The sequence below is a fragment of the Streptomyces deserti genome (genome assembly GCF_054782695.1).
The window spans coordinates 1-26,924 of record NZ_BAAGRZ010000044.1; the positions used below are offsets into that span (position 1 = coordinate 1).

The window sequence follows — 26,924 nt, forward strand, 5'->3', positions numbered from 1 at the left end:
CTCGCCCTCGGCCTCGTCGCCCTCGTGCGCTGGATCGGCTCCGGACGACAGCAATCCCTGCTGTCGGTCGAGAACACGGTCGGCGTCGCCAACCCCGGAGGTGAGGCCGTATGACCACCGCCGCCGCTCAGCTGACCGCAGCCACCGCTCAGCGGCACCTGCTGCTGAACATGACTGCCAACGGATCGCTCGGCGACCAGGGCGAAGACCTCCTCCTCGTCCAGCGAGGGGAGGGCCCGTACGTCGACGACGCGGACGGCAGGCGCTACATCGACGGCCTGTCAGGGCTGTACTGCTGCCAGCTCGGCTACTCCTACGGCCCCGAGTTCGCCGAGGCCGCCGAACGGCAGCTGAGCGAGCTGTGCTATAGCCCGCTGTGGACCGGCTCCGCGCATCCCTCGGCCATCGAACTCGCCGAGCGGCTGTCCCGGATCGCCCCCGTCGACATCGAGCACACCTTCTTCTCGAGCGGTGGCGCCGAAGCCGTCGAGACCGCCTGGAAGATAGCCCGTCGTTACCACGCCCTGCGCGGAGAGCCGGGCCGCACCAAGGCGATCGCCCGGCGCGGCGCCTACCACGGCCTGACCATCGGCACCCTGTCGTTCAACGACGACCCCGGCCTGACGGAGCCGTACGGCCCGCCGGCGATCGACACCCGGTTCGTGTCGAACACCAACCGCTGCGGCCTGGCACCGGAGTTCGCGGACGACGAGGTCTACACGGCGTGGCTGCTCGCGGAGTTGGAGGCCGCGATCCTGGCCGAGGGCCCGGAGACCGTCGCAATGTTCATCGCCGAGCCGGTGCAGAACCGGGGCGGCTGCATCACCCCGCCCCAGGGTTACTGGCAGGGGTTGCGGGCGCTGGCCGACCGGTACGGCTTCCTGCTCGTCGCCGACGAGGTCATCACGGCCTTCGGCCGGATCGGGGAGTGGTTCGGCGGGGACCGCTACGGCGCCCGCCCGGACATGGTCACCGTCGCCAAGGGCATCACCGCCGGATACGCCCCCCTGGGCGCGACCCTGGTCGGCACCAAGGTCACCGAGGTCATCAACCGGCCCGGCGCGGTCCTCAACCACGGCTACACCTTCGCCGGACACCCGCTGAGCACGGCCATCGCCCTGCGCAACCTGGAGATCATGGAGCGGGACCGCATCCTGGACAACGTCCGCGGTCTCCAGGGGGACTTGGCCAGGCGCATGGCGGCCCTCGAGGACCTGCCGATCGTCGGCGACGTCCGCGGCACCGGGTTCTTCTACTCCTGCGAACTCGTCGGCGACCTCGACGACGGCGGTTTCAGCGCCAACGCCCGAGCCGCTCTGATCGGCGACCTGATCCCGCGCCGGCTGCGCGAGGCCGGCCTGCTGGCCCGCGTCTACGACCGCTCCAGGCCCCTGGTCCAGATCGCGCCCCCGCTGATCAGCGACCGCGCCGTCCTCGACCGTATCGCCGCGATCATCGCGGGCACCCTCGCCGAGGCGTCCGCCCGCATCTGATCCACGTTCCGCATCTGGCCCACGTTTTGGGAAGGAACCACATGTACTCCATCGGTCCGCTGACCGTCGCCCCGGGCGAGCGCGCCCAGGGCCTGATCCCGGTCGGCACCAGCAGCTACGGCGTGGAGCTCGGCATACCGCTGATCGTCGTCAACGGCGCGCAGGACGGCCCGGTCCTGTGTGTGGACGCGGGCGTGCACGGCGACGAGTACGACGGCCAGGAGGCCATCCGCCGCGTGCTCGCCGAGATCGACCCGGCCACCCTGCGCGGCACCGTCGTCGGCATCCCCTGCATGAACACCCCGGCCTTCGAGGCGGCCGCCCGCGCCAGCGGCATCGACCACCTCAACCTCAACCGCATCTTCCCGGGTGACGCGGAGGGCTCGTACTCGCAGCGTCTGGCCGCCACCTTCGTCGAGCAGGTCGTCCCCGCCGTCGACGCCGTGGTCGACCTGCACACCGGTGGCGCCTACGGCGAGATCGCCCCGCTGGTCATCCTCCAGGGCGGCTACGAGGACCTGGCGACGGACCTGGCGCTCGCCGCCGGGCACGAGCTGGTCTGGAAGGGCGGCAAGTGGGGCGGCACGGTCCGCCACCCCGTCCTCGAAGCCGGCAAGCCCGCCATCACCATCGAGTGCGGTGGCGCCACGTACCGCGAGACCAACGTCGAGCACCACATGAACTCGATCCGCAACATCCTGCGCAGCCTCGGCATGATCGACGGCGCGACGGAGCTGCGGGACACCTACACGACCGTCTCGGGCACCTTCGCCCGCTCCGCCGCCGGCGGCTTCTTCGTCGCCCACGCCGAGCCGGGGGAGACCTGCAAGGAAGGCGACAGAATCGCCACCATCACCGACCACTATGGCAACACGCTGGAGGAGGTCACTGCCCCGCAGGAGGGCATCGTGCTCTGGGTGCGCCGGATCCGCACGGTCCGTCCGGGCGACGAGGTCGTCATCTTCGGCGAGGTGCTGGGGGAGATCCGGCCATGAGCGGCGAACTGCAGCTGAGCGAGTTGCTGATCGACGGCAAGCAGGTCCCCGCCGCCGACGGCCGCACCTTCACCGTCCTCGACCCGTCGAACGGCACGGCCATCGCCCAGGTGGCGCTGGGCGGCAAGGCCGATGTGGACCAGGCAGTGGCGGCGGCGCGCGCGGCCTTCACCGCACCCGAGTGGGCCCGGATGCGTGCCGCCGATCGCGGCCGGATCCTGTACCGGATCGCCGAGGCCATCCGTTACCAGGGCGAACGGCTGGCCCGCCTGGAGAGCCAGGACGTCGGCAAGCCGCTGCGCCAGGCGAAGGCCGATGTCGAGGCGGCCGCCCGCTACTTCGAGTTCTACGCGGGCGTCGCCGACAAGCTCGGCGGCTCGACGATCCCGCTCGGCCCCGGCCTGATCGACTACACGGTCCGTGAGCCGATCGGCGTGTCCGGCCAGATCATCCCGTTCAACTACCCGCTGCAGAACACCGCGAGGGGCTCCGCACCGGCGCTGGCCGCAGGTTGCACGGTGGTGCTCAAGCCGTCCCCCGAGGCGCCGCTCACCCCGCTGGAGATCGGCAGGATCGCCCTGGAGTGCGGTCTTCCGCCGGGCGTGCTGAACGTGGTCCCCGGTGACGGCGAGACCGGCGCGGCCCTCGCCGGTCACCCGGACATCGACCAGGTCACCTTCACCGGGTCCGTGCCGACCGGCATCAAGGTGGCGCAGGCCGCCGCCGCGAACGTGGTGCCCTCGGTCACCGAACTGGGCGGCAAGTCGCCGGTCGTCGTCTTCGCGGACGCCGACTTCGACCTGGCGCTCGGCGCGGTCGCCGCCTCCGCGTTCGGCAATGCCGGGCAGACCTGCTCCGCCGGCACCCGGCTGCTCCTCCAGCGAGGCGCCGAGGAATTCCTGGACAAGCTCGTCGCGCACGCCGCCTCCCTGCGCGTCGGCCCGGGCCTCACCGACCCCGACGTCGGCCCGCTGGTCGCCGCACGGCAGCGGGACCGGGTCCTCGGCTACCTGGAGCTGGCGCGGGAGGAGGGTGCCGTGGCACGGGCCGGCGGAGGCGCCCCCTCGGACCCCGAGCTGGCCGACGGCTACTTCGTCGAGCCGACCGTCCTCACCGGGCTCGACAACCAGGCCCGTTGCGCCCGCGAGGAAATCTTCGGTCCCGTCGTCACGGTCATCGAGTTCGACGACGCGGACGAGGCACTGGAGATCGCCAACGACAGTCCGTACGGCCTCGCCTCGTACGTGTGGACCCGCGACATCGACAAGGCGATGCGGATGGCCGAGGGCATCCGGGCCGGCCAGGTCTATGTCAACGCCACCGGCGTCGGCACGGGCGTCGAGCTTCCCTTCGGCGGCTACAAGCACAGCGGCTGGGGCCGGGAGAAGGGCCTTGAGGGCCTGGCCAGCTATCTGCAGACCAAGAACGTCTGCATCGGATTCGGGAACCGGTCATGAGGTACCGCTCGCTCGGAGCACGCGGCCCGACCGTCTCGGTGGTCGGCGTGGGCGGCAACAACTTCGGAAGCCGTCTCGACGAGGACGGCACGAAGGCCGTCGTCCACGCCGCCCTCGACGCCGGGATCACCCTGTTCGACACTGCCGACATGTACGGCGGGTCCGGTGAGCGGGGTGGCTCGCGCGGCGACGGCGAACGCCTGCTGGGTGCCGCCCTCAAGGGCCACCGCGACGAGATCGTGCTCGCCACCAAGTTCGGCATGGAGATGAGCAGGGATGCCGACCTGTGCGGTCCGCGCGGATCCCGCGCCTACATCCGGTACGCGGTGGAGGCGTCACTGCGCCGGCTCGGCACCGACCGGATCGACCTGTACCAGTACCACGAGCCGGACGGCGTCACGCCGTTGGAGGAGACGGTCGCCGCGCTCCGGGAGCTGGTCGAGGAGGGCAAGATCCGGTACATCGGCTGCTCCAACCTCCCGGCCGAGCACGTCACGGACGCCTTCGTGTCCACCCAGGCGCGCTACCACCTGCTCGACCGCGGTGCGGAACGGGACCTGATCCCGGCCTGCCTGCATCACGGCGTCGGCCTGCTGCCGTACTACCCGCTGGCCAACGGCCTGCTCAGCGGGAAGTACCGCCGCGGCGAGGAGCCCCCGCCCGGCAGCCGCCTGTCCTGGCGGCAGGGCTGGCTCACCGACGCGGCCCTCGACAGGGTCGAGGCGCTCACCACATACGGCGCCGACCGCGGACTGACCCTCCTCCAGGTCGCGGTCGGCGCACTGGCGGCCCTGCCCGCCGTGGGCTCCGTCATCTGCGGCGCCATGACACCTCAACAGGTCACCGCCAACGCGGCGGCGGCCGACTGGATACCGAGCCCGGCCGATCTGGCCGTGCTCGACGCGATCGTCGCCCCCGGCGAACGCATCGTCTGAAGCCCCCACTCACTCTGGAAACCCGCGAGACTGAGGCTGAACATCATGAGAGAGATCGTCACCTTCGACGCCTACGCGACCTTGATCAACTTCGAGCTGGCCCCGACGACCCTGAAGGTCCTCGAAGACCGGCTGGACCTGGACAACCTGGATGTCGACGAGTTCCTCGACGACTTCCGCGTCATGCGCTTTCAGGCCGTCCTGGAGGCCTACCGCCCCTACCACGAGATCCTGCACTCCAGCCTGCGCAACGCCATGCGCCTGCACGGCCTGGAGTACCGCGAGTCCGACGGCGACGCCCTGGTCGAGGCCGTCCCCACCTTCGGTCCCCACCCGGAGGTCCCGGACGCGCTGCGCGCCCTGAAGACCAAGTACGAGATCGCCATCATCTCCAACACCGACGACAACCTGATCGCGCGGAACGTCGAGAACATCGGCGTCGAGTTCGACTACGTCATCACCGCCCAGCAGGCGCGCGCCTACAAGCCGGACCGCCAGACCTTCGAGTACGCGTTCAAGACCATGGGCGTCGAGCCCTCGCAGGTCATCCACGTCGCCCAGGGCTGGGAGTACGACCACATCCCGACCCGCGACCTGGGCCTGAAGCGCCGGGTGTGGATCAACCGCTACGGCCGCAAGGGCAGCGCCGACTACCAGCCGTACGACGAGCTGCGTGACCTGTCGGGCCTGCCGAAGCTGCTCGGCTGCTGACCTACGGCATACCGGCGACACAGGACCGAGAAACACAGAGGACGCACGCCATGAAGCAGATCCCCTACTGGCTGGACACAGCCCCCGCCCTGCCCGACCGTTCCGGAAAGGACCTGCCCGACGAGGCGGACGTGGTGGTGATCGGCGGCGGCCTCACCGGCCTGTCCACCGCCTACCACACCGTCCGCAAGGGTGCCCGGGTCGTCCTCGTGGAAAAGGACAAGGTCGGCTCGGGCGCCTCCGGGCGCAACGGCAGCATGTGCACCCAGGGCATCACCATCAGCCCTGCCGAGGCCCGCAAGCGCTACGGCCAGGAGCGCGCACTCGAGCTGTACAACGCCTTCCGCGAGGCCGTCGACGTCGTCGAGGACCTCACGCGGACGGAACAGATCGACTGCGACTTCAACCGCGCCGGGCGCCTCGGCCTGGTCTGCAAGCCCCAGCACTTCGAGGGCCTGCGCGCCAAGCAGCGCGACCTGGCCGACAACTTCGGCCACGAGACGATCGTGCTGAGCAAGAGCGAGCTGCGGGCCGAGCTCGGCTCGGACTACTACCACGGCGCCCTGCTCGACCCGCTCAGCGCGGGCCTGCACGTGGGCAAGTTCGTCGGCGGCCTGGCCGAAGCCGCCGAGCGTGCCGGCGCCGAGATCCACGAGCGCAACGCCGCCACCGGCCTCACCCGCCTCCACGGCGGCGGCTTTCTGGTGGAGACCATGCACGGCACCATCCGTGCCAAGCAGGTCATGGCGGCGACGGACGCCTACACCGACAAGTCGATGCCGTGGTTCCGCAAGCGGCTGATCAACGTCGGCAGCTTCATCATCGTCACCGAGCCGCTGGGGGAGGCGCGCGCCAAGGAGCTCATCCCGAACGGCCGCCTGCTGGTCGCCCACAAGAATGTCGGCCACTACGTCCGCCTCACCCCGGACAACCGCCTCGCCTTCGGCGGCCGGGCCCGCTTCGCCCCCTCCAACCCGGCCTCCGACATCAAGAGCGGCGACATCCTCAAGCGGGAGATGACCGAGATCTTCCCGCAGCTGGCTGGGGTGCGCATCGACTACGTGTGGGGCGGCATGGTCGGTTTCTCCTGGGACCGCATCCCGCACGCCGGCGAGGTCAACGGCCTGTACTACTCCATGGGTTACTGCGGCCACGGCGTCCAGATGGCCACCTACATGGGCCGCGCGGTCGCCGAGATGATGGACGGCAAGCCGGAGGCCAACCCGCTGCGCGGCCTCGGCTTCCCGAAGGTCCCCGTCCCCTTCTACAACGGCACCGCCTGGTTCCTTCCGTTCGGAGGTGCTTATTACAAGGCCAAGGACCGCCTGCTCTGAGCAGGTACCGACACCGGTGACACCGCGGGGGGCCTTCCGCGCAGCAGCGTGGAAGGCCCCCCACCATGCCTCCCGAGAGAAGGCCCCAGCCTCATGAACGCCGTCACCCGCATTGAGCACGACTTGCTCGGTGACCGGGATGTTCCCGTCGACGCCTACTGGGGTGTTCACACCCTGCGTGCCACGGAGAACTTCCCGATCACCGGCACTCCCATCTCCGCCTATCCGCACCTGATCGACGCCCTGGCCGCCGTCAAGGAGGCCGCCGCGCTGGCGAATGAGGAGCTGGGGCTGCTGGAGCCGGAGCAGGCGGCCGCGATTGTCGCCGCGTGCCGGGAGATCCGCTCCGGCAAGCTGCACGACCAGTTCGTCGTCGACGTCATCCAGGGCGGTGCCGGCACCTCGACGAACATGAACGCCAACGAGGTCGTGGCGAACAGGGCGTTGGAGCTGCTGGGCCACGCCAAGGGCCAGTACGAGTACCTGCACCCCAACGAGGACGTCAACCTCGGGCAGTCGACCAACGACGTCTATCCGACCGCGGTCAAGATCGCGACGGTGTTCGCGGTGCGTGAGCTGCTCAAGGCGATGGCGGTCCTGCAGGACTCCTTCGCCCGTAAGTCAGTGGAGTTCCGCGATGTGCTGAAGATGGGGCGCACCCAGCTCCAGGATGCCGTGCCGATGACTCTGGGCCAGGAGTTCTCCACGTTCGCGGTGATGCTGGACGAGGACCGCAGCCGCCTCGCCGAGGCCGTGGAGCTTGTCCATGAGATCAACCTCGGCGCCACCGCCATCGGCACCGGACTCAACGCCCCCGCCGGATACGCCGAGTCGGCCCGCCGCCACCTCGCCGAGATCACCGGGCTGCCGCTGGTCACCGCCGCCAACCTCGTCGAGGCCACGCAGGACTGCGGCGCCTTCGTCCAGATGTCGGGCGTGCTCAAGCGCATCGCGGTGAAGCTGTCGAAGAGCTGCAACGACCTGCGCCTGCTTTCCTCCGGTCCCCGGGCCGGCCTCAACGAGATCAACCTGCCGCCCGTGCAGGCCGGTTCGTCGATCATGCCCGGCAAGGTCAACCCGGTGATCCCCGAGGTCGTCAACCAGGTCGCCTTCGAGGTCATCGGAAACGACGTCGCCATCACCATGGCCGCCGAGGCCGGACAACTCCAGCTCAACGCCTTCGAACCGATCATCCTGCACTCCCTGTCGGAGTCCCTCACCCACCTCCGGGCAGCCTGCCTCACCCTGGCCAAGCGGTGCGTGGACGGCATCACCGCCAACAAGGACGAACTCCGCGCGGCGGTGGAGACCTCCATCGGTCTGGTGACCGCGTTGAACCCGTACATCGGGTACACGGCGGCCACCGACATCGCCAAGGAGGCCCTCGCCACCGGCCGGGGCGTGGCCGAACTCGTCCTGGAGAAGGGCCTGTTGCCCGCCGAGACCCTCGCCGACCTGCTGCGGCCCGAGGCCGTGGCGGGCAGCGGTCAGGTGCTGGCCTGACAGGGAACGAATATGGGACTCCAGAATGCCGACGCCGTGATCACCGGAGCATCAAGCGGCATCGGTCAGGCGGTCGCCTCCCACTTCCGCCGCGAGAATGCCAACCTCCTGCTCACTGGACGGCGACCCGAGCTGCCCGAGGACCATCCGGACGATCTCCACCTTGCGGGGGACCTCAACGACGAGACCTTCGTCTGCGAGCTCGCCGCCCGAGCGGCGGATCACCTGGGGGAAGTGGGAGTGGTCGTCCTCTGCCACGGACTCCAGCAGTCCAGCCCGCTCGCGGAGACGACTGCCGACGACGCACGCGACCTGCTCCACAGCAACCTCCTGAGCGCCTTCCTGGGCATGAAGCACCTGATGCCGCTGGCTCCCGAGTCGGGGGCGTCGATCGTGTGCGTCAGCTCCCGCCTCGGCATGGTCGGCATGCCGAACCGACCTTGTACTCCGCCGCCAAGGGCGGCCTCATCGCGCTCGCCCGCGGCGCTGCCATCGAATGGGCGTCCCGTAACATCCGCGTCAACGTGGTCGTCCCCGGTCTGACCGTGACGCCGCTCATCGAGGCCTCGTTCCAGCGACGCCCCGACCTCGCTGCCTACCGGCGCGCCAGAGAGAGGACTCCACACCGCTGCGCCGGCTCGCCAGACCCGAGGAGGTCGCCGACGCGCTCGTCTTCCTCGCCTGTCCGGAGTCGTCGTACATCACCGGTGCCGTGCTTCCCGTGGACGGCGGCTACACGGCGTTCTGAGTCACCAGTCCGCGTCGCCCCATTGGTCCAGCAGGGCGTCGGCCGTGTCTGCGTCAGGTTCGGTCGTCGTGCTGTGGAGCGACTGCTCGGTCCAGATCACTTTGCCGCGAGGCATGTAGCGGGTACCCCACCGTTGCGTGAACTGGGCCACGAGGAACAATCCCCGCCCGCCCTCGTCGGTGTCGGCCGCCCGGCGCAGATGCGGTGAGGTGCTGCTGCCGTCGGCGACCTCACAGATAAGACTGGTGCCGTCGCGCAGTATCCGCAGCCGTCTCGGGCCGGTGCCGTAGCGGATGGCATTGGTGACCAACTCGCTGATCACCAGTTCCGTGGAGAAGGCGAGCTCCTCCAGCCCCCACTCCTCCAGACGGCGGGCGACATCGGCACGGATTCCGGCGACTGCGGCAGGATCGCCGGGCACATCCCAGTCGGCGACCTGGGAGGGATCGAGCATGCGGGACCGAGCGACGAGCAGGGCGATGTCGTCGCTCGGGCGGGCCGGCAGCAGGGCGTCCAGGACGGCCTGACAGGTTTCCTCCGGGGTCCGGCCGGGCCCCGTCAGGGCGTCGTGCAGCATCGCGAGGCCGGTGTCGATGTCCCGGTTCCGGTCCTCGATGAGACCGTCGGTGTACAGGACCAACCGGGAGCCCTCGGACAGCGTGAACTCGGCACTCTCGAAGGGAAGGCCGCCGCCCAGCCCCAGCGGCGGGGAGACGGGTACCTGCAACTGCTCGACCGTGCCGTCCGCGTGTACCAGGGCCGGTCCTGGATGCCCGGACCTGGCCACCGAGCACAGGCCGGACACCGGGTCGTAGACGGCGTACAGGCAAGTCGCCCCTGTGATTCCCTGGCTGCCGTCCCCCTCGCTGTCGACCCGGGCGACCAGCTCGTCCAGGTGCCTGATCAGCTCGTCCGGGGACAGATCGAGGGACGAGAAGGTGCGCACCGCGGTGCGCAGTCGGCCCATGGTGGCCGCGGCGTGCAGGCCGTGGCCGACCACGTCGCCCACCACCAGTGCGACCCGGGCCCCGGGCAGCGGGATGACATCGAACCAGTCGCCGCCGACCCCGGCCCGGGCGGGCAGGTAGCGGTGGGCGACCTCGACGGCGGACTGGTCGGGCAGGGAACGAGGCAACAGGCTGCGCTGCAGGGTCACGGCCAGGGCGTGCTCGCGGGTGTAGCGGCGGGCGTTGTCGATGGTCACCGCGGCCCGGGCGGCCAGTTCTTCGGCGAAGGCCAGGTCCTCTTCCTCGAAGGCGTCCTGCTCCGCACGCCAGAAGTTGACCACACCCAGTACCACGCCGCGAGCCTGGAGCGGCACGGTGATCAAGGAGTGGAGGCCGGAGTCCAGGATGCGCCGGGCGCGTTCGGGATCCTGGGCCCGCCACCCATGGGAGACCGTCAGGTCGGCCTCGAGGACGGGCAGGCCGCGCTGGACGCTGACGGCCACGGGGTTGCCGGGGACGACGCGGATGAGCTCTCCCACGGGGAAGAGGGGCAAGGCGCCCTCGGCACCATGAACCGCCGTGCGGCGCATTTCGGGGTTCGGCCCGACCGGCTCGTCACCCTCCAGGACCGGATCCTGCAGGTCGACCGTGGCGACGTCGGCGAATCGAGGGACAGCCACCTCGGCCAGTTCCTCGGCGGTGCGCGTCACATCCAGCGTGGTGCCGATCCGCACCCCCGCCTCGTACAGCAGGCGCAGCCGCTCTCTGGCCACGGCCGCCCGGCCCGTCAGCGCCTGCAACTCCGTGGTGTCGCGCAGCGTGGCCACGCTGCCAGTCCTGCCGCCGCGCTGGTCGACGGGCCGGATGTTGACCGCCAGCAGGTGGTCCCCGGCCAGGTGGACCTCGTCGGTGGCGGTCCGGCCCGCGAGCAGCAGTTCGGCGGTGCCCGTTTCCAGACCCAGCTCGGTGACGTGGCGCTGCTCGGCGTCTGCGGGCAGATTCAGCAGTCGCCGTGCCTCGTCGTTGGCCAGCAGCAGCCGTCCGTCACCGCCGATGATCAGTACTCCCTCCCGTACCGCGTGCAGCACCGCGTCGTGGTGCTCGTACATCCGGGTCATCTCGGCCGGACCCAGTCCGTGGGTCTGCCGTCGCAGCCGCCGCGACACCAGTGCCCTACCGCCCGTGACCAGCGCGAGCGCGCCGCCGACGGAACCGAGCAGGAGCGGCATCTGGCGCTGCACCACGGCATTCACGTTCTTGACCGTGACCCCGACCGACACCAGGCCGACGATCCTCTGTCCTCCGGTGTCGAAGACGGGGACCGTGGATGCCACGGCGAGGCCCAGGCTGCCCTCGAAATCCTGAGTGAAGGGCCGGCCGGCGGCTGCCTCCTTGCGGAGCGCGAAGACGTGCTCCCCGATCAGATTCGGGTCCGGGTGGGTCCAGCGGTAGCCCCGTGGATCGATCGCCACGACGAAGTCGACGCCCGTCAGCTTGCGCGTCTCCTCCGCGCGGGATTGCAGCACGGCCGTCGGGTCGGCGGACTTCATGGCGTCCACCGTGCCCGGGGCACGCGCGAAGGTCTGGGCGACTCCCAACGAGAGCCGGCGGGCGTCCTGCGTGCTCGAGTGCCGGGCTTGCAGGACGAGCGCCACCCCAGCGGCAGCGGCGAACAGGATCACCAGAACCAGCTGCCACAGGAACACCTGACCTGCGACGCTGCGCGCGTTCAGCAGGGAGCGCACACGGGTTCCGGGCGGCCAGGCAGGGGGCTTTCGGGGCCGCTCGTGCCGACCGAAGATGCTGGTCATATTCAGGGGATGTCCCTCCCGTCGCCCGGCAGGAGTCGGTGGCGGAGAGGGCAGGACCGGACGGGCCCGGCCCTCTTCCGCGTCGTCTCAGGACCGCACCCATTCCTGCCAGCGCTTGGTCACGGCGTCCTTGTTCTCCACCCACCAGTCGACGTCCAGGTCGAAGCCGGTGTAAAGGTGCTCCGGGGAGCTGGCCAGGTCCGCGGCGGCCCTGGACAGGTACTTGTAGGCTGCGGGCACGACCGGGCCCATGGGTAGGCCTCGGCGAAGTCGGCCTGCACCTCGGGGCGCAGGGCGAAGTCGATGAGCCTGTAGGCGGCATCGACATGCCGGGCGCCGTTGGGGATACCGAAGCCGCTGCTCTGCCGACGGGCGCCGTTCCACTGGTAGGCGAGCGGTGCGCCCTGCTTGATGAGCTGGTTGGGGCGGCCGTGCCAGACGCTGGAGGCCACGGCCTGTCCGCGTTGCAGCAGCAGTCCCGGCGTAGCGCCGTCGACCCAGAACTCGCGCACGGCGCTCTTGATCTCGTCGAGAACTCTGAAGGCGCGGTCAACGTCGAGGGGATAGAGCCTGTCCTGGGCCACCCCGTCAGCGAGGAGGGCGAACTCAAGCTCCGGTGGGCCCGCGTCCGGGCCCTGCAAGGCCCGGTTGCCCGGGAACGCACCGGTGTCCCAGAAGTCCGCCCAGGAATCGGGCGTCTTCCCGCCGAAGGCGTCGGTGCGGAACGCCATGACGCTTGCCCAGTAGTTCTTGCCGACGCCGTGCGAGGTGAGCAGCGACTCGGCGATACCGGCGTTCCTCGCGTTCTTCAGCCGGTCGTAGTCGAGCTCCTGCGTGGCCCCGGCCCCCTCGAAGCGTGCCAGTGCGCTCATGTCGATGTCGATGACGTCGAACTCTGGGCGCCCTTCCTTGATCTGCGCGAGCATCTGCGCGTACAAGGGGATGTTGACCACGCTGACCTGGATGCCGGTCTCTTTGCTGAACGGCTCGTAGACCGTCTTGCGGTTCGCTTCACCGTAGGCGCCGCCGATGTCACGGACGACGAGCGTCTTGCCGCTCCCGGCGCCCTCGGTCTTCCGGTCGGCACGGCCTCCGCATGCGGTGAACGAAGTGGCGGCGGCGCCTGCCGCGACCGAGCCGATCCCGCGTAGGAACGCCCTGCGGTCGATTTTGAGGTCCATCACCGTATGCCTCCTGCGAAGCCGGGTGCGGGGCCCGTCGGCGCGGGCTGTTCGCGGGACGCCGCCGACGCTCGTCGTATGGGCGGAAGCCGGCCATGGGTCAGCCGGGGCGACGGTGAGCCGGGTCACGTCATGGTAGGACCATGCGGTCACGGACGCCATGACCTGGCACTCCGCGGCTGCGACAGGACGTCGGCGGATACATCGAGGCGATGTCCGGTCCTGGTCGCAGGCATGCCGAACGGCCCTCCATAAGAGCCGACGCAGCCCCCTCGAGCCGCCTGGCGTGCACGGGGGCCAGGTCCCCCCTTATCCCGCGCGACGGGACCTCCATGCGTACGACCTCCCGCCGTCTCGTCGCGGCGCCCGCTCTCAGTTCGTTGCTGGCCGGCTGCTTCGTGTCAGGGGAGGCGGCTCGGGTATGGGCGACAAGGGCGCTTCGGGCGGTCGGCTGGGGTGGCCCTCGCAGTGCCGCCCGTACAGGCGCTCTGCCCGGTACAGCAATTACGCCACCGTGCTGAGCAAGCTCTCCGTGGACGAAGGCCTCACCGCGCTGGACAAGAACGGCGCCGCCGCACCCGCGCTGGCGAAGTCCTGGAAGCAGACGAACGACACCACCTGGACCTTCGAGCTGCGCAAGGCCACCTTCCAGGACGGCACCGAGGTCACCGCCGAGTCCGTCGTCAACGCGCTCAACCACGCGGGCGCCGCCGAGCCCATGCCCCGTGTCCTGAGCGACGTGCCTCTTACCGCGAAGGCCGAGGACGCCGATGCCGTCACGATCAGCACCAAGACGGCCGACCTGGTGCTCCCGCTGCGCCTGGCCAGCCCCGCGCTGGGCATCCTCGCCCCCAAGGCGTACGGCAAGGACGGCACCGTCACCCCGGTCGGCACCGGCACCGGTCCTTTCGAGACAACCAAGCTCACCGGGAAGTCCAAGGCCACGCTCGACCGCTACGACGGCTACTGGGGCGGCAAGGCCAAGTCGTCCGGCATCGACGTCACGTGTATCGCCGACGGCACCGCCCATGCCAACGCCCTGCGCAGCGGCGACGCCGACATCGCCGAGTGGATCCCCACCGCCCAGGCGAAGCTGCTGGACAAGGACACCCGCCACGAGGTCCCCTCCGTGCGGACCGACAGCCTGATCCTCAACACCCGCAGCGGCATCTTCACCGACGCCGCGCTCCGGGCGTCCGTCCGCGAGGCGGTGGACGGTTCGGCCGTCGTCGACTCGCTCTTCGGCGGGTACGCCGACCGCGCGCAGGGCCTGTTCGGGCCGGCGGTCCCGTGGGCGGCCGACACGCGCGTCACGGTGACGGGCCGCGCGAAGGCCGCGACCACCGCGCAGGTGAAGGCCGAGACCAAGGGCAAGACCCTGCGGCTGGCCACCTACACCAACCGTGCCGAGTTGCCCGAGGCCGCGACCGTGCTGTTTTGTCCCGGGGGTGGCAGCCGCTACCGCAGGGCGACAATCCCAGTTGTGGCCGCAGGTGGTGGCCAAGCGCTTGATAGACGCTCGCGCAGGGTGGCGTGCCGTCTGTGCCCAGCGGTGAGTGAGGCACGCACTGCGTGTGGGTGCCGGGAGTTACGGCACCCACGCGGTCGGATCTGAGTCAGTCGACCACCAGGACCAGCTTGCCCGTGGTCCGGCCGGTTTCGCCGAGCGCGTGCGCCTTGGCGGCTTCGGCCAGCGGGAAGGTGCCGGCGATCGTGGCGCGTAGCCGGCCCGCCTCGACGAGCGCCGCGATCTCCTTCATCCCGGTGTGGTCGGCGTCTACGAGCATCTCGGTCGCACGCACCCCGAGGTTCTCGGCCTCCCGGGGCAGTTCCTTCGAACCCCGCGGCACGAGGGTGACCAGGAATCCGCCCTTGCGCAGGATCCGCAGCGAGCGGTGGAGGTAGTCGCCGCCGATCGTGTCCAGCGCGACGTCGACATCCCGTACGGCCGTGGCGAAGTCGGTCTCCCGGTAGTCGATCAGCTCGTCCGCGCCCAGCTCTGCGAGGAACTCGTGCTTGCCGGCGCTCGCCGTGCCGATCACGTAAGCCCCCCGCGCCTTGGCGATCTGCACGGCCACATGTCCGACGCCGCCGGCCGCCGCGTGAATCAGGACCCGCTGCCCGGGCTGAACGTTCGCCGTCTCGACCAGGGCCTGCCAGGCGGTCAGTGAGACCAGCGGAAGCGCGCCCGCCTGTGTGTGGTCGATGTTCGAGGGCTTGAGCGCGAAGGTGCGGGCGGGGGCGGTGACGTACTGGGCGTGCGAGCCGTGACCGAACGGGTAGGACAGCATGCCGAAGACCTCGTCACCCGGCTTGAAGAGGGCGACACCGGTGCCCGTCGCCTCGACCACGCCGGAGACGTCCCAGCCGAGGACGAAGGGCGGCTCGCCGAGGAAGCGGCCGGTGGCGCGGTGCTTCCAGTCCGTCGGGTTGACCCCGGCGGCGCGCACCCGGACCAGTACTTCGTTCGGACGTGGCGCGGGGCGCTCGACCTCCACTTCCTTGAGGACCTCGGGACCACCGAGGACGTCCTGGCTGATGGCGCGCATCGTGTGCTGAGTGCTCATGGTGTCCCACCCTGCCCGAGCGCGTCCGCCCGGAAAATGGCCTGATAGCCAGTCTTCGATAGGATCGTGCCATGCAGCATGTGCACAGGGTCGTGGTCCTGGCGCTCGACGGGGTCTACCCCTTCGAACTCGGCATCCCCAGCCGGATCTTCGGCGCCACCGACGGCCGGTACGAGGTGATGACCTGCACCGTCGACGGGCGTCCGGTGCGCAGCAACGCCGACTTCACCATCACCGCCGAGCACGGCCCCGAGCTCCTGGCCACGGCCGACACCGTGGTCGTCGCGCCCATCTCGCCGTCGTGTGTCACCGCAGAGCTGCCGGACGAGGTCACTGTCGCGCTCGCGTGGATCCGGCCAGGCACGCGCATCGTCTCCATCTGCACCGGCGCCTTCGTGCTCGCCGCCGCCGGGCTCCTGGACGGCCGCAAGGCGACCACGCACTGGCGGCAGGCGGACCGGTTCCGGCATATGTTCCCGCACGTCGCCCTCGACCCGGATGTGCTCTTCGTCGACGACGACCCCATCCTGACCTCGGCCGGAGCCGCCTCCGGCGTCGACGTCTGCCTGCACGTCGTGCGCAAGGACCACGGCAGCCGACTCGCCAACACGGTCGCCCGCCGCTGCGTGGTTCCGCCGTTCCGGGACGGCGGCCAGGCACAGTACATCGAGCAGCCAGTCCCGGAAAGCGGGGCCGCGAGCACGGCCGCCACCCGCGCCTGGGCTCTCGAACGCCTCGACGAACCGCTGACGCTCGCCGACCTCGCCGCCCACGCTCGGATGAGCCGGCGCACCTTCGCCCGCCGCTTCCACGACGAGGTGGGCCTCAGCCCCGGCCGCTGGCTCATCCAGCAGCGTGTAGCCCGAGCCCGGGACCTGCTGGAGTCCAGCGACCTGTCGGTGGACCAGATCGCCAGCCGGGTCGGCTTCGCCACGGGCGCCTCCCTGCGCCAGCACCTGCACGCGGCGATCGGCGTCTCACCGCAGGCTTACCGGCGTACGTTCCAGGCGGCACGCTAGTGCCCCCCAGGATCTACCGGTAGTCAGTGCTTCGGTGAACCGACTCCATGCGGGACTGCGGGAGAGCGCTCGCAGGGTGCGTCGGCTCTGATCGGCGTGGACCCATCGACGTGCGAGAGCCCTGGGCCGGGCCTGACCTGTGGCAGCCGCAGTTACGTGCGACAGCGGCACGTGAGCACCATGGCCGTGAGACAGGAAAGGGCCGTCGCCTCACGCCGGTTGCCAGATCTGGGCGAGCGTTGAGGCGGTGAGAAGTTGCTCGGGGCGTCCCTGCCCCGCCAGCTGACCGTCGCGGAGCAGGAGGCAGGCGTCCGCCGAGCGGGCGGCTTCCAGGTCGTGTGTGGCCTGGACGACGGTCCTGCCGTCGGCGACCAGCTCCGTCAGCAGCGCGGCGATCCGGTCCCTTGCCTCGGGGTCCAGGCCCGTGGTCGGTTCGTCCAGGAGGAGCAGGTCCGACTCCTGGGCGAGTCCTTGGGCGATCAGGGCGCGTTGCCGCTGTCCGCCGGAGAGCTCTCCGAGTTGGCGGGTGGCGAGATCGGTGATGCCGAGCCTCTCCATGGCCTGGTCCACGGTGGCTCGATCCTGCCGCGTCAGTCGGCGCCACGGCCCGCGGTCGCCCCAGCGCCCCATCTCCACCGTCTGCCTGACCGTGAGCGGCAGTGCGTCAGCGACGGCGCCGCGCTGCGGGACGAACGCCGGCGGCCGCTCGCCGGCGTGGTGGAGCCGGCCTGATGTGGGTTGAATCACTCCGGCCATTACTCCGAGCAGGGTGGACTTCCCGCTGCCGTTCGGGCCGACGAGCGCCGTGATCGCCAACGCCGGTATCTCCGCGTCAAGTTGATGCAGAACGGGGCGGCCGGGATACCCGGCGGAGAGCTCCGTGAAGCGGACCCGGGGCGTCCTGGCCTCGGCGAGGGCGGGAGAGGACCCCTGTGTTCTGAACATGGTTTTCATTATAGTGCGTTTACATGGAGTGGTTGACGGGCCCTTTCGAGGTGACCTTCGTGCAGAGGGCGCTGTGGGGCGGAATGTTGGTGTCGGCGATCTGTGCCCTGGCCGGCACCTGGGTGGTGCTCAGGGGAATGGCCTTCCTCGGTGACGCCATGTCGCACGGGCTGCTGCCCGGAGTCGCGCTCGCCGCGCTGTTCGGCGGCAACCTGCTGCTGGGGGCGCTGCTGAGCGCGGCCGTCATGACGGCCGGCGTCACGGCTCTCGGCCGCGCCTCGCGGCTGTCCCAGGACACCGGGATTGGGCTGCTGTTCGTGGGGATGCTGTCGCTCGGTGTCATCATCGTCTCGCGGTCGCAGTCCTTCGCGGTCGACCTGACCGGGTTCCTCTTCGGTGACGTCCTCGCCGTCCGCGAGCAGGATTTGCTGCTGCTGGGTGTGGCGCTGCTGCTGGCACTGGCCGTCTCGGTCCTCGGCCACCGGGCCTTCCTCGTCCTGGCCTTCGACGCACGCAAGGCCCAGACGCTCGGCCTGCGGCCCCGCCTGGCCCACGCCGTGCTGCTCGGCTTGCTGGCGCTGGCCATCGTCGCCTCCTTCCACATCGTGGGCACGCTGCTGGTGCTGGGCCTGCTCATCGCTCCGCCGGCCGCAGCGCTGCCCTGGGCGCGCAGTGTGCGGGGCGTCATGGCCCTCGCGGCGCTCCTCGGCATCACCGCCACCTTCGGTGGCCTGCTGCTGTCCTGGCACCTGAGCACCGCGGCCGGCGCGACCATCTCGGCCCTCGCGGTGAGCCTGTTCTTCCTCTCCCACCTGGCATCCGCTCTCCGTCACCGCCGTAGTGCGCGCCTCCTCGGCGCTCACGCCGCGGCTACCGACTGAAAGAACCCGAGGCGATCCCTTTGCTCGTCCGAAGTAACGTCATGCCTTGGGCGCCCGCCGCGCTCGTGGCGATCTCGCTGCTCACCACGAGTTGCGCGAGCCACGACGACACCGCGTCAGCCCCGAAGGCCACCGCCTCGGCCTCCGCTCCGCACGGTTACGTCGAGGGGGCCCAGGAAAAGGCCGAGCAGCAGTCCCGGCTGCTGCTCAACGACCCGGCCACCGGCGGCACCCGGGTCCTCGATCTGATCACCGGGAAGACGCACGAGGTGTCCCGGATGACGGGGACCACCGAACTCACCACTGACGGCCGCTTCGGCTACTTCCACACCGCGGGCAGCACGCGCGTCCTGGACAGTGGCGCCTGGATGGTGGACCACGGCGACCACGTCCACTACTACCGCGCGGCGATACGTGACGTGGGCCGGCTGCCCGCAGGCCCGGGCACCCGCGTCCGCAGCGATGCCGCCGTGACAGCGGTGACCGGCGAGGACGGCCGGGCCAGGATCTACCACCGGGCCGGTCTGGAGAAGGGCAAGATCGGCTCCGCCCGCACGCTTCCCGGGACGCACGCGGGAGCTGTCGTGCCGTACTCGGAGCACCTGCTCGGCGTCACGGACGACGGGACGGTCGCGGTGTACGACCGCGAGGGTCGGCGTGCCGCGTCGCCGGACGCCCGCTGCGAGGAGGTGCGAGGCGACGTCGTCACCCGGCGCGGAGTCGTCCTCGGCTGCGCCGACGGCGCCCTGCTCGTCCGTGAGGCCGACGGCACCTTCACCGCCGAGAAGATCCCGTACGGCAGCGACGTACCCGAAACGGAACGGGCCACGGCCTTCCGGCACCGGCCCGGCAGCGACACGCTCACAGCACCGGCCGGGAAGCGGGCCGTGTGGGTCCTGGACGTCACCGAGCGCACCTGGACACGGGTGAAGACCGGGCCCCTCGTCTCCGCCAACACCGCCGGCGAGGGCTCCGTCCTGATCGTCCTGGAAACCGACGGAGCACTCCACGGCTACGACATCGCCACCGGCAAGCAGGTCTCCAAGACAAAGCCCCTCCTGAAGGGCGCCCCCGAGACCCGTACCGACGCGAACGCGGAACCGGTCATCGAGGTCGACCGCAGCCGCGCCTACCTCAACGACCCCAAGGGCAAACGCGTGTACGAGATCGACTACAACGACAACCTGCGCATCGCGCGCACCTTCGACCTGGACATCGAGCCGGCCCTGATGGTGGAGACCGGACGATGACGAGACAGACGCAAGAGCCGCGGCGGCTGCGCACCCTCCTGCTGGTCCTGCTCACCCTCGCCCTGGCCGGTGCCGGCACCGGCTGTACGAGCAGCGACGACCGGCCCCGGGTGGTCGTGACGACCAACATCCTGGGCGACATCACCCAAGAGATCGTCGGCGACGAAGCCGACGTCACCGTGCTGATGAAGCCGAACGCCGACCCGCACTCCTTCGGCCTGTCGGCCGTGCAGGCCGCCGAGTTGGAGCGCGCAGACCTGGTGGTCTTCAACGGACTGGGTCTGGAGGAGAACGTACTGCGGCACGTGGACGCCGCCCGCGAGGCAGGAGTGGCCACCTTCGAGGCCGGCAAGGCGGTGGACCCCCTCACCTTCCAGGCCCACGACGACGGAGGCCCCGAGGAGGAGGCCGGGCAGCCCGATCCACACTTCTGGACCGACCCCGACCGCGTCCGCACAGCCGTGGGCCTGATCGCCGACCAGGTCGTCGAGCACGTGGACGGCGTGGACGAGAAAACGATCCGCGCCAACGCCGACCGCTACGACGGCCGACTCGCCGACCTCACCACCTGGATGGAGAAGTCCTTCGACCGCGTACCCGAACAGCGGCGCGCGTTGGTGACCAACCACCACGTCTTCGGCTACCTCGCCGAGCGTTTCGGTTTCCGGGTGATCGGCGCGGTGATCCCGAGCGGTACGACGCTGGCCTCGCCCAGCTCCTCCGACCTGCGCTCGCTCACCCAGGCGATGCGGAAGGCAGGCGTACAAACCGTGTTCGCGGATTCCTCTCAGCCCAAGCGGCTGGCCGAGGTCCTGCGCACCGAACTGGGCGGCCAGGTGCGGGTCGTCGAGCTCTACTCCGAATCGCTGACCGAGAAGGGCAAGGGCGCCGGCACCTACCTGCAGATGATGCGCGCCAACACCACCGCCATGACCGACGGCCTGACCGGCGCCTGAACCAGCGCCCCTGACGTGGACACCGGCCGACCACGGCCATCACACACTCCCCACCCGACGCCGCGCTCGCGCGGCACAGAAAGGAACACACCGGTGAACAAGCCGATACGCAACAGAGCCTTCACGGGGACGGCCCTCGCCCTGGCGGCCTCCGCGGTTCTGACTGCCTGCGGAGGGGAGGACAGCTCCTCGTCCGACCCGAAGGCCAAGGCGGCACCGAGCAAGAAGGCCGTGGCGGTCAAGGACCCGCTGGTCGCCACGTTCGACGGCGGACTGTACATCCTGGACGGCGAGAGTCTGAAGCTCGCCAACACGATCGAGCTGCCCGGCTTCAACCGCCTCAACCCCGCCGGCGACGACTCCCACGTCATCGTCTCCACCGACGCCGGCTTCCGCGTCCTGAACGCCACCGAGCAGACCTTCACCGACATCGAGTACAAGGGCGCAAAGCCCGGCCACGTCGTCCAGCACGCCGGCAAGACGGTCCTGTTCACCGACGGCACCGGCGAGGTCAACGTCTTCGACCCCGCCGACCTCAAGGACGGCAAGAAACCGCAAGGCCGCACCTACACCTCCGCCGAGCCGCACCACGGCGTCGCCATCGAACTGAACAACGGCGAACTCCTCACCACCCTCGGCACCGAGGAGAAGCGCACCGGCGCCCTCGTCCTGGACAAGAACAACAAGGAGATCAAGCGCAACGAGAACTGCCCCGGTGTCCACGGCGAGGCCGCGGCCAAGGACGAGGCCATCGGCATCGGCTGCGAGGACGGCCTCCTGATCTACAAGGACGGCAAGTTCACCAAGGTCCAAGCCCCCGACGACTACGGCCGCATCGGCAACCAGCGCGGCAGCGACGCATCCCCCATCCTCCTGGGCGACTACAAGACCGACCCGGAGGCCGAACTGGAGCGGCCGACCCGCATCTCCCTCATCGACACCGAGACCGGGAAGCTGCGCCTGGTCGACCTGGGCACCAGCTACTCCTTCCGCTCGCTCGGCCGCGGACCCAACGGCGAGGCACTCCTCCTCGGCACCAACGGCGCCCTCCATGTCATCGACCCGGAGACGGGCAAGGTGGACCAGAAGATCCCCGTCGTGGACGAGTGGCAGGAGCCGCTGGACTGGCAGCAGCCCCGGCCCACCCTCTTCGTCCGCGACAACACGGCGTACGTCTCCGAGCCGGGCAAGCGCCAACTGCACGCCGTCGATATCGAATCGGGCAAGAAGGTCACCTCTGTGACCCTGCCGAAGAGCACCAACGAACTCTCCGGCGTCGTCGCGGGCCACTGATCCTCCGACCTCGGTGAGGCCGCCCCACACCGGGCACCGGCTTCTCGTTACCGCCGGTGCACCGCGGTCTCACCGAGGTGGTCCGAGCGGACCCGTCACCTGGGACCTGCCGCTGGGAGGCGCGGGCATACGGGGCGAGCTGCTGTTCGCGGTACGGCGGCCGGCCGCCGGTCATCACCGACGACATGCCGCACGCGGTCCTGCGCCGCCGGGTGCTCGGCGAGCCTGTCGAGCGGATCCAGCCCGACCTGATCACCTGCAAGCGGGAGAGCCCGTCCGTCGCGAGCATCTACCGTGCTCGCTGCTGGGCTCAGCCAACGCGATTTGTTGCAGTTCCAGCCTGAAATAAAACCTGTTACGCTCGCGGTATGCGGTCAAGCCGCTCCAAGGCAGGGCGTCGGCCCGGCGACGTCGAGGTCGTTTCGGCCGTTGACGAGCGGCTGGCCGCACAGGATTGCACTGGTCCGCGAATGCTCGCTGTGGCAGTCAGTTGGTCGTCGATCCCCGGGCTTCCTGCCCTTCGCCGCAACGCGGCGATGCGCTCCTGGAGTGCTTGGGGACCTGCGGAGTTCATGACAGATGAGTCGAGAACCGTCCGGCAAGGCGGAAGACGCCGATACGGACCCCTTCGAGCGTGCCCGGGCGGGAGCGGCGGATCCGCCGAAGCACCCGCTTCTCACCGCGTCGAAACCCCTGGTCGGACCGCCCGAACCGGTCCCTGCCCGATCGGCGTACCGGGCTCGCTATGGTCATCGCGTGACCAATCCGACCTCACGCGACTACAACAAGGCATCAGTCCTCGACGTGGTCCTCTCCCACGCGCCCTTGACGCGGAACCAGCTCATCGAGCTGACGGGCCTGAGCAAGGCCACGGTGTCCAGAGCGGTTGAGGAGCTGCGGGCTGACGGCTTCGTCGTCGACAGCGGGGTCGACGAGATCACCGGCCGCGGCCGCCGCTCCACCTATCTGGACCTGCCCGGCACGACCGGGCACGTCGCCGGTGTCAGCTTCGGTGCCCAGACCACCGGCGTGCTGGTGACCGACCTGAGGGGTCGTGAGATCCAGCACGTGACGGCTCCCACCGCCGATCACCAGGAGGTCGAGGACGCCGCGCGATGGCTGGTCGACCTCATCGCGGAGGCCGCCCGATCTGCGCAGGGTCCTCTGCGTCAGATCGTCGCCGCAGTGCCCGGCCGGGTCCGGGGCGGCACCGAGATCTTCGGCCCCGCGGAGTCGATGAAAATCTTCGCGGGCTCAGGCCTCCAGCAAGCCGTCGAAAACCTCATCGAGGCCCCCGTGCTCCTCGACAGCGACGCCAACGCGTCCCTGCTCGGGATCCTCACGAACGACGCCACCATCAGGAACGCCGCGCTTTTCAGCGTCAGTACCATACTGAACTTCGCCAGCTGCACGGATCACGAGCTCGCCCGGGGAAGTACACCCACCTTCGGCGACATCGGTGTGCTCTCCTCCGGAGTCGGCGACGAGAACCTCGACGACCTGCTGAGCACCCGAGGTCTCCTCCGGTTCGCTCGCAAGCGGGGGCTCGACCTGGAGCGCATCGAGGATCTCTGGCTGCAACCGCACACAGAGGCGCCGCACGCCGAAGTGCTGCAGGCGTTCACCACCGCGATCGTGACCGCTGTCAGCGTCGTCGCCGTGACGCTCGACCCGGAGTCGGTGTACTTCGTGGGCCGGCTGCGCCCGCTCGTCGACGTCGTCCTTCCCCAGGTGCGCGGGCGGCTCGACCAGAGCCTTCCGGCGGTGCCAGAGATCAGGACGGGTCCGCATCAGATCGGTCTGTCGACGGCACAAGGCGCGGTCTACGCATGCCTGACGATCGCTCAGGGACGGCTGCGCGACGCCGTGCTCGGAGCACGGCAACAGAACCGGCTCTCGGAGAAGTCCACACCGGCCTTCTGAGCCGACCGCCGGCAGGCGAGACGCTCCGGGCCGCAGGTCAGGACACGGGGCCCGCCATCAGACAGAGCCCACGACAGCAACAGCCGGCCGGCGCCTCTCGCCTCATGGCAGTGCCGATCTCGCCCCACATCGCCGCTCACCGAACTCCGGCGTACTGGCCACGAAGACCAGCATCTGCACGATCCGCTACGTGTCGGGGCAGCTGCCGTACAAGGACGGTGTGCTGCTGGGGCAGGGCATCGTCGGCCGGGACGTCGAGACAGCAGGCGGCGCGGGTCTGGCGCCTGGACATGTCGACGTGGCGATCACCGGGGCGGACACAAAAGTTTCTAGTTTCAGACTGGAACTGGAATTAATGATGGTATGGTTCCGGCCAACGCAGCGAGCAACCCCGGAACGAGACTGAAGGTGTGCCTGCCGATGACTTCGACGCTGAGTCGGGCGATAGCCCACTACCCCAACCGGTTCGACCCCGGGGTACTGGGCGAGCTCCCCGAGCACCTCCGAGAGACCATCCAGCGCCGGAACAAGGTGCTGGGCCCTGGCTACACGCTGATCTACAGGGAGCCGGTCGAGTTCGTCTCCGGCCGCGGCGCCCACCTGATCGACCGTGACGGCAACGACTACCTCGACGCCTACAACAACGTCCCCTGCGTCGGGCACGCCCACCCCCACGTCGTCGAGGCCGTCGCCCGCCAGATGGCGGTGGTCAACACCAACACGCGTTACGTCCAGGAAGCACTGGTCGACTACGCGGAGCGGCTTCTCGCGACGTTCCCCGAGGAGCTGTCCAAGCTGAGCATCGCGTGCAGCGGGTCGGAGGCGAACGACCTGGCGGTTCGGGTGGCGCGGTTCCACACGGGCGGTGAGGGCATCATCGTCACCCGCTGGGCTTACCACGGCCTCACTCGTGAGGTGGCGAGCTTCTCACCGACCCTCGGTGCGGGCTCGCCGCTGGGCCCGAACGTCCGGCTCATCGACGCTCCTGACCCGCGCCTCGTCGCGCCCGGATCCACGCTCGACGAGCACATGCGGCAGCAGGTGCGCGGCGCGATCGACGACCTCGAGCGCCACGGCTACCGGCTCGCGGCCCTGATCACCGACTGCGCCTACAGCAGCGATGGCATCTTCACCGACCCCCCCGGCTACATGCAGGCCGTGGTGGAGGAGGTACACGCGGCCGGCGGTGTCTACATCGCGGACGAGGTCCAGTCGGGATTCGCCCGGCTCGGGGAGTCGATGTGGGGCTTCAGCCGCCACGGTGTGCTGCCGGACATCGTCACCATGGGCAAGCCGATGGGCAACGGCCTGCCGATCTCGGGTGTGGTCTTCCGCCCCGAGGTCTGCGAGGAGTTCGGACGCAACGTCCGCTACTTCAACACCTTCGGCGGCAGTTCCATCCCCGTGGCCGCAGGCGCCGCGGTGCTGGACGTCTTTGAGAAGGAGAACGTGCAGCAGCGCGTCCTGGAGAGCGGCAACGCTCTGCGCGCGGGGCTGCGGGAGATCACCAAGGATTCCCCCTACGTCGCCGAAGTCCGCGGCGCCGGTCTCTACGTCGGCGTGGAGATCGTCAAGGACCGCCAGACCCTCGAGCCCGACCGCGCACGTGCCGAAGATGTCATCAACGACATGCGCGATCGCCGCGTCCTGATCAGCGGCACGGGCACGTCGGCGAACACGCTGAAGATCCGCCCTCCGCTGGCCTTCGACTCCGCCGATGTAACGCGATTCCTCGAGACCTTCGCCGAGGTCGCGAAGAACCGTCTGTGACAGGCTGACCGAAGGGACTGACCGTGAACACCTCACCAGCTACGAACTATGCTCAGCGGCTCCTCCATGAGAGCGGCCTGACGTCGTCCCACGAGCCCATCGACGTGATGCTGGTGAGCATTTTCCTTGAGGAGCACTACCGCCTCACCGGGCGCTTGGGGCGACTGGCGACCGAGAAGGACGACACGTTCCAACTCAGCACCGACTCGAGCAACTACCTCGTGAAGGTCTCACCACCTGACGAGGCGGAGGCGGTCGTCGCCCTCCAGACCGCCGCGATGCGCCACCTCGAAACCACCGCTCCGCACTTGCCTGTCCAGCGGGTGAAGCTGACCGCCGACGGAGACGACCATGTCACGATCAGGCTGAACGACGGCAGGACTCGCACCCTGCGGGTGTTCGACTTCGTCGAAGGCCAGGTCCTGGCCGATGCGAACCCGGACGCGGAGCGGCTCGCCGAGGCGGGCGAGATGCTGGGGCTGATCGACGTGGCGCTCAGGCCGTTCACGCACCCGGCGGACCGACGAGGTCTGGCGTGGGACATCCGCCATTTCCACCAGCTGACCCAACTGGTCGAGCACACGCCGAGCCCCGAGCACCGCCAGTTGGCCCAGTCGGTCTTCCGGCTCTTCGGCGAAAACGTCGTCCCGAGGCTGAGTGATCTCGAAACCCAAGTGATCCACGGCGACTTCAGCCCTTACAACATCGTGGTGGATCCACAGAGCGATCACTTCGTCACCGGTGTCATCGACTTCGGCGACACGGTGCGCAGTGCGGTGATCTTCGACCCCGCCGTTCCCATGGCGAACCTGCTCGGCAGGACGCCGGATCATCCCTGGCGGGACGCCTGCGCGTTCGCCGCCGGCTACCAACGCAAGCGGCCGATCCAGGCCTCGGAACTCCCGCTGCTCCCGGTTGCCGCGTTGGCACGACTCACACTGCGTGCGCTGATCACGAACTGGCGCGCGGAGCGCGCACCCGAACGGCGCGAGTACCTCCTCGGTCACGCCAAGGACGACTGGATCAATATCGAGCGTTCCTTGACCGTGAGCCTGGACGACGTCGTCGCGCACCTCAGGGAAGCCCGTCACGGGCATTCCTGAAAGCCAGTCCCGAACATGTGCAGTTGCCCTCAGAAAAAGACAGGGCAGATGAAGACGCTGGAGACCTACCACGTCTTCGGGCGGTTCGCGAACGAGCCCGCG

The 26,924-nt window shown here is 69.6% G+C and carries 22 protein-coding genes and 1 pseudogene; 19 read left to right on the plus strand and 4 right to left on the minus strand.

The window, feature by feature from the left end; translation table 11 throughout:
* The first annotated feature begins 110 nt into the window (after positions 1-110).
* From ACYVMZ_RS36575 to ACYVMZ_RS36615, 9 genes and pseudogenes are all read left to right on the plus strand, one after another.
* The gene (locus ACYVMZ_RS36575) at positions 111-1,493 is read left to right on the plus strand and encodes an aminotransferase class III-fold pyridoxal phosphate-dependent enzyme (protein WP_461087200.1); all 1,383 of its coding nucleotides are present in this window, start codon (positions 111-113) and stop codon (positions 1,491-1,493) included.
* 41 nt (positions 1,494-1,534) lie between these two features.
* On the plus strand, positions 1,535-2,488 hold the full coding sequence (locus ACYVMZ_RS36580) for a succinylglutamate desuccinylase/aspartoacylase family protein (RefSeq protein WP_461087201.1): 954 nt from the start codon (positions 1,535-1,537) through the stop codon (positions 2,486-2,488).
* Positions 2,485-3,945 (plus strand): aldehyde dehydrogenase family protein, encoded by a 1,461-nt coding sequence (locus ACYVMZ_RS36585; protein WP_461087202.1) that lies wholly within the window; start codon positions 2,485-2,487, stop codon positions 3,943-3,945. The genes ACYVMZ_RS36580 and ACYVMZ_RS36585 overlap by 4 nt, the downstream gene beginning before the upstream one ends.
* Complete coding sequence (locus ACYVMZ_RS36590) at positions 3,942-4,880, plus strand: aldo/keto reductase (RefSeq protein WP_461087203.1); 939 nt, start codon at positions 3,942-3,944, stop codon at positions 4,878-4,880. Before ACYVMZ_RS36585 ends, ACYVMZ_RS36590 begins: the two co-directional genes overlap by 4 nt.
* Positions 4,881-4,925: 45 nt before the next feature.
* Positions 4,926-5,591 carry a haloacid dehalogenase type II gene (locus ACYVMZ_RS36595; protein WP_461087204.1) on the plus strand — a complete coding sequence of 222 codons (666 nt, stop codon included), beginning with the start codon at positions 4,926-4,928 and terminating at the stop codon, positions 5,589-5,591.
* Positions 5,592-5,641: 50 nt separating this feature from the next.
* Positions 5,642-6,925 (plus strand): NAD(P)/FAD-dependent oxidoreductase, encoded by a 1,284-nt coding sequence (locus ACYVMZ_RS36600; RefSeq protein WP_461087205.1) that lies wholly within the window; start codon positions 5,642-5,644, stop codon positions 6,923-6,925.
* Between the two features lie 93 nt (positions 6,926-7,018).
* Entirely contained in the window at positions 7,019-8,428 is a 1,410-nt protein-coding gene (aspA, locus tag ACYVMZ_RS36605; RefSeq protein WP_461087206.1) for an aspartate ammonia-lyase, read from the plus strand.
* 12 nt (positions 8,429-8,440) lie between these two features.
* Positions 8,441-8,964: pseudogene (locus ACYVMZ_RS36610) on the plus strand (SDR family NAD(P)-dependent oxidoreductase); the annotation flags it as partial.
* Between the two features lie 92 nt (positions 8,965-9,056).
* The gene (locus ACYVMZ_RS36615; RefSeq protein WP_461087233.1) at positions 9,057-9,176 is read left to right on the plus strand and encodes an SDR family oxidoreductase; all 120 of its coding nucleotides are present in this window, start codon (positions 9,057-9,059) and stop codon (positions 9,174-9,176) included.
* Position 9,177: 1 nt separating this feature from the next.
* Here ACYVMZ_RS36615 and ACYVMZ_RS36620 read toward each other — a convergent pair whose 3' ends face one another.
* Both ACYVMZ_RS36620 and ACYVMZ_RS36625 read right to left on the minus strand, forming a co-directional pair.
* Positions 9,178-11,934, minus strand: coding sequence for a SpoIIE family protein phosphatase (locus tag ACYVMZ_RS36620; protein WP_461087207.1), 2,757 nt, complete (start codon positions 11,932-11,934; stop codon positions 9,178-9,180).
* 119 nt (positions 11,935-12,053) lie between these two features.
* Positions 12,054-13,115, minus strand: a complete 1,062-nt coding sequence (locus tag ACYVMZ_RS36625) for an ABC transporter substrate-binding protein (protein ID WP_461087234.1) — start codon at positions 13,113-13,115, stop codon at positions 12,054-12,056.
* A gap of 514 nt (positions 13,116-13,629) precedes the next feature.
* On the opposite strand from ACYVMZ_RS36625, the gene ACYVMZ_RS36630 reads away from it, so the two are divergent.
* Positions 13,630-14,730, plus strand: a complete 1,101-nt coding sequence (locus tag ACYVMZ_RS36630; protein ID WP_461087208.1) for an ABC transporter substrate-binding protein — start codon at positions 13,630-13,632, stop codon at positions 14,728-14,730.
* 1 nt (position 14,731) lies between these two features.
* Here ACYVMZ_RS36630 and ACYVMZ_RS36635 read toward each other — a convergent pair whose 3' ends face one another.
* Entirely contained in the window at positions 14,732-15,682 is a 951-nt protein-coding gene (locus ACYVMZ_RS36635) for an NADP-dependent oxidoreductase (protein ID WP_461087209.1), read from the minus strand.
* A gap of 71 nt (positions 15,683-15,753) precedes the next feature.
* Between ACYVMZ_RS36635 and ACYVMZ_RS36640 the strand changes: the two genes are divergently transcribed.
* Positions 15,754-16,701 (plus strand): GlxA family transcriptional regulator, encoded by a 948-nt coding sequence (locus tag ACYVMZ_RS36640; RefSeq protein WP_461087210.1) that lies wholly within the window; start codon positions 15,754-15,756, stop codon positions 16,699-16,701.
* 210 nt (positions 16,702-16,911) lie between these two features.
* Here the strand turns inward: ACYVMZ_RS36640 and aztA are convergent, their stop codons facing one another.
* On the minus strand, positions 16,912-17,655 hold the full coding sequence (gene aztA, locus ACYVMZ_RS36645; RefSeq protein WP_461087211.1) for a zinc ABC transporter ATP-binding protein AztA: 744 nt from the start codon (positions 17,653-17,655) through the stop codon (positions 16,912-16,914).
* Between the two features lie 14 nt (positions 17,656-17,669).
* Here aztA and aztB point away from each other — a divergent pair, with 14 nt between their 5' ends.
* The 8 genes from aztB (at position 17,670) to ACYVMZ_RS36685 (ending at position 26,822) form a co-directional block, all read left to right on the plus strand.
* A complete protein-coding gene (gene aztB, locus ACYVMZ_RS36650; RefSeq protein ID WP_461087212.1) occupies positions 17,670-18,527 on the plus strand; it encodes a zinc ABC transporter permease AztB in 858 nt (285 codons plus the stop codon).
* Positions 18,528-18,568: 41 nt separating this feature from the next.
* Entirely contained in the window at positions 18,569-19,777 is a 1,209-nt protein-coding gene (locus tag ACYVMZ_RS36655) for a hypothetical protein (RefSeq protein ID WP_461087213.1), read from the plus strand.
* Entirely contained in the window at positions 19,774-20,733 is a 960-nt protein-coding gene (gene aztC, locus ACYVMZ_RS36660) for a zinc ABC transporter substrate-binding protein AztC (protein ID WP_461087214.1), read from the plus strand. The genes ACYVMZ_RS36655 and aztC overlap by 4 nt, the downstream gene beginning before the upstream one ends.
* 93 nt (positions 20,734-20,826) lie before the next feature.
* Positions 20,827-22,026, plus strand: coding sequence for a zinc metallochaperone AztD (aztD, locus tag ACYVMZ_RS36665; RefSeq protein ID WP_461087215.1), 1,200 nt, complete (start codon positions 20,827-20,829; stop codon positions 22,024-22,026).
* 756 nt (positions 22,027-22,782) lie between these two features.
* Positions 22,783-23,949 carry an ROK family transcriptional regulator gene (locus ACYVMZ_RS36670; RefSeq protein WP_461087216.1) on the plus strand — a complete coding sequence of 389 codons (1,167 nt, stop codon included), beginning with the start codon at positions 22,783-22,785 and terminating at the stop codon, positions 23,947-23,949.
* 190 nt (positions 23,950-24,139) lie between these two features.
* Positions 24,140-24,355, plus strand: a complete 216-nt coding sequence (locus tag ACYVMZ_RS36675) for a hypothetical protein (protein WP_461087217.1) — start codon at positions 24,140-24,142, stop codon at positions 24,353-24,355.
* Between the two features lie 14 nt (positions 24,356-24,369).
* Entirely contained in the window at positions 24,370-25,719 is a 1,350-nt protein-coding gene (locus tag ACYVMZ_RS36680) for an aspartate aminotransferase family protein (RefSeq protein WP_461087218.1), read from the plus strand.
* A 107-nt stretch (positions 25,720-25,826) separates the two neighbouring features.
* Positions 25,827-26,822, plus strand: coding sequence for a phosphotransferase (locus ACYVMZ_RS36685; protein WP_461087235.1), 996 nt, complete (start codon positions 25,827-25,829; stop codon positions 26,820-26,822).
* The last annotated feature ends 102 nt before the right edge of the window (positions 26,823-26,924 follow it).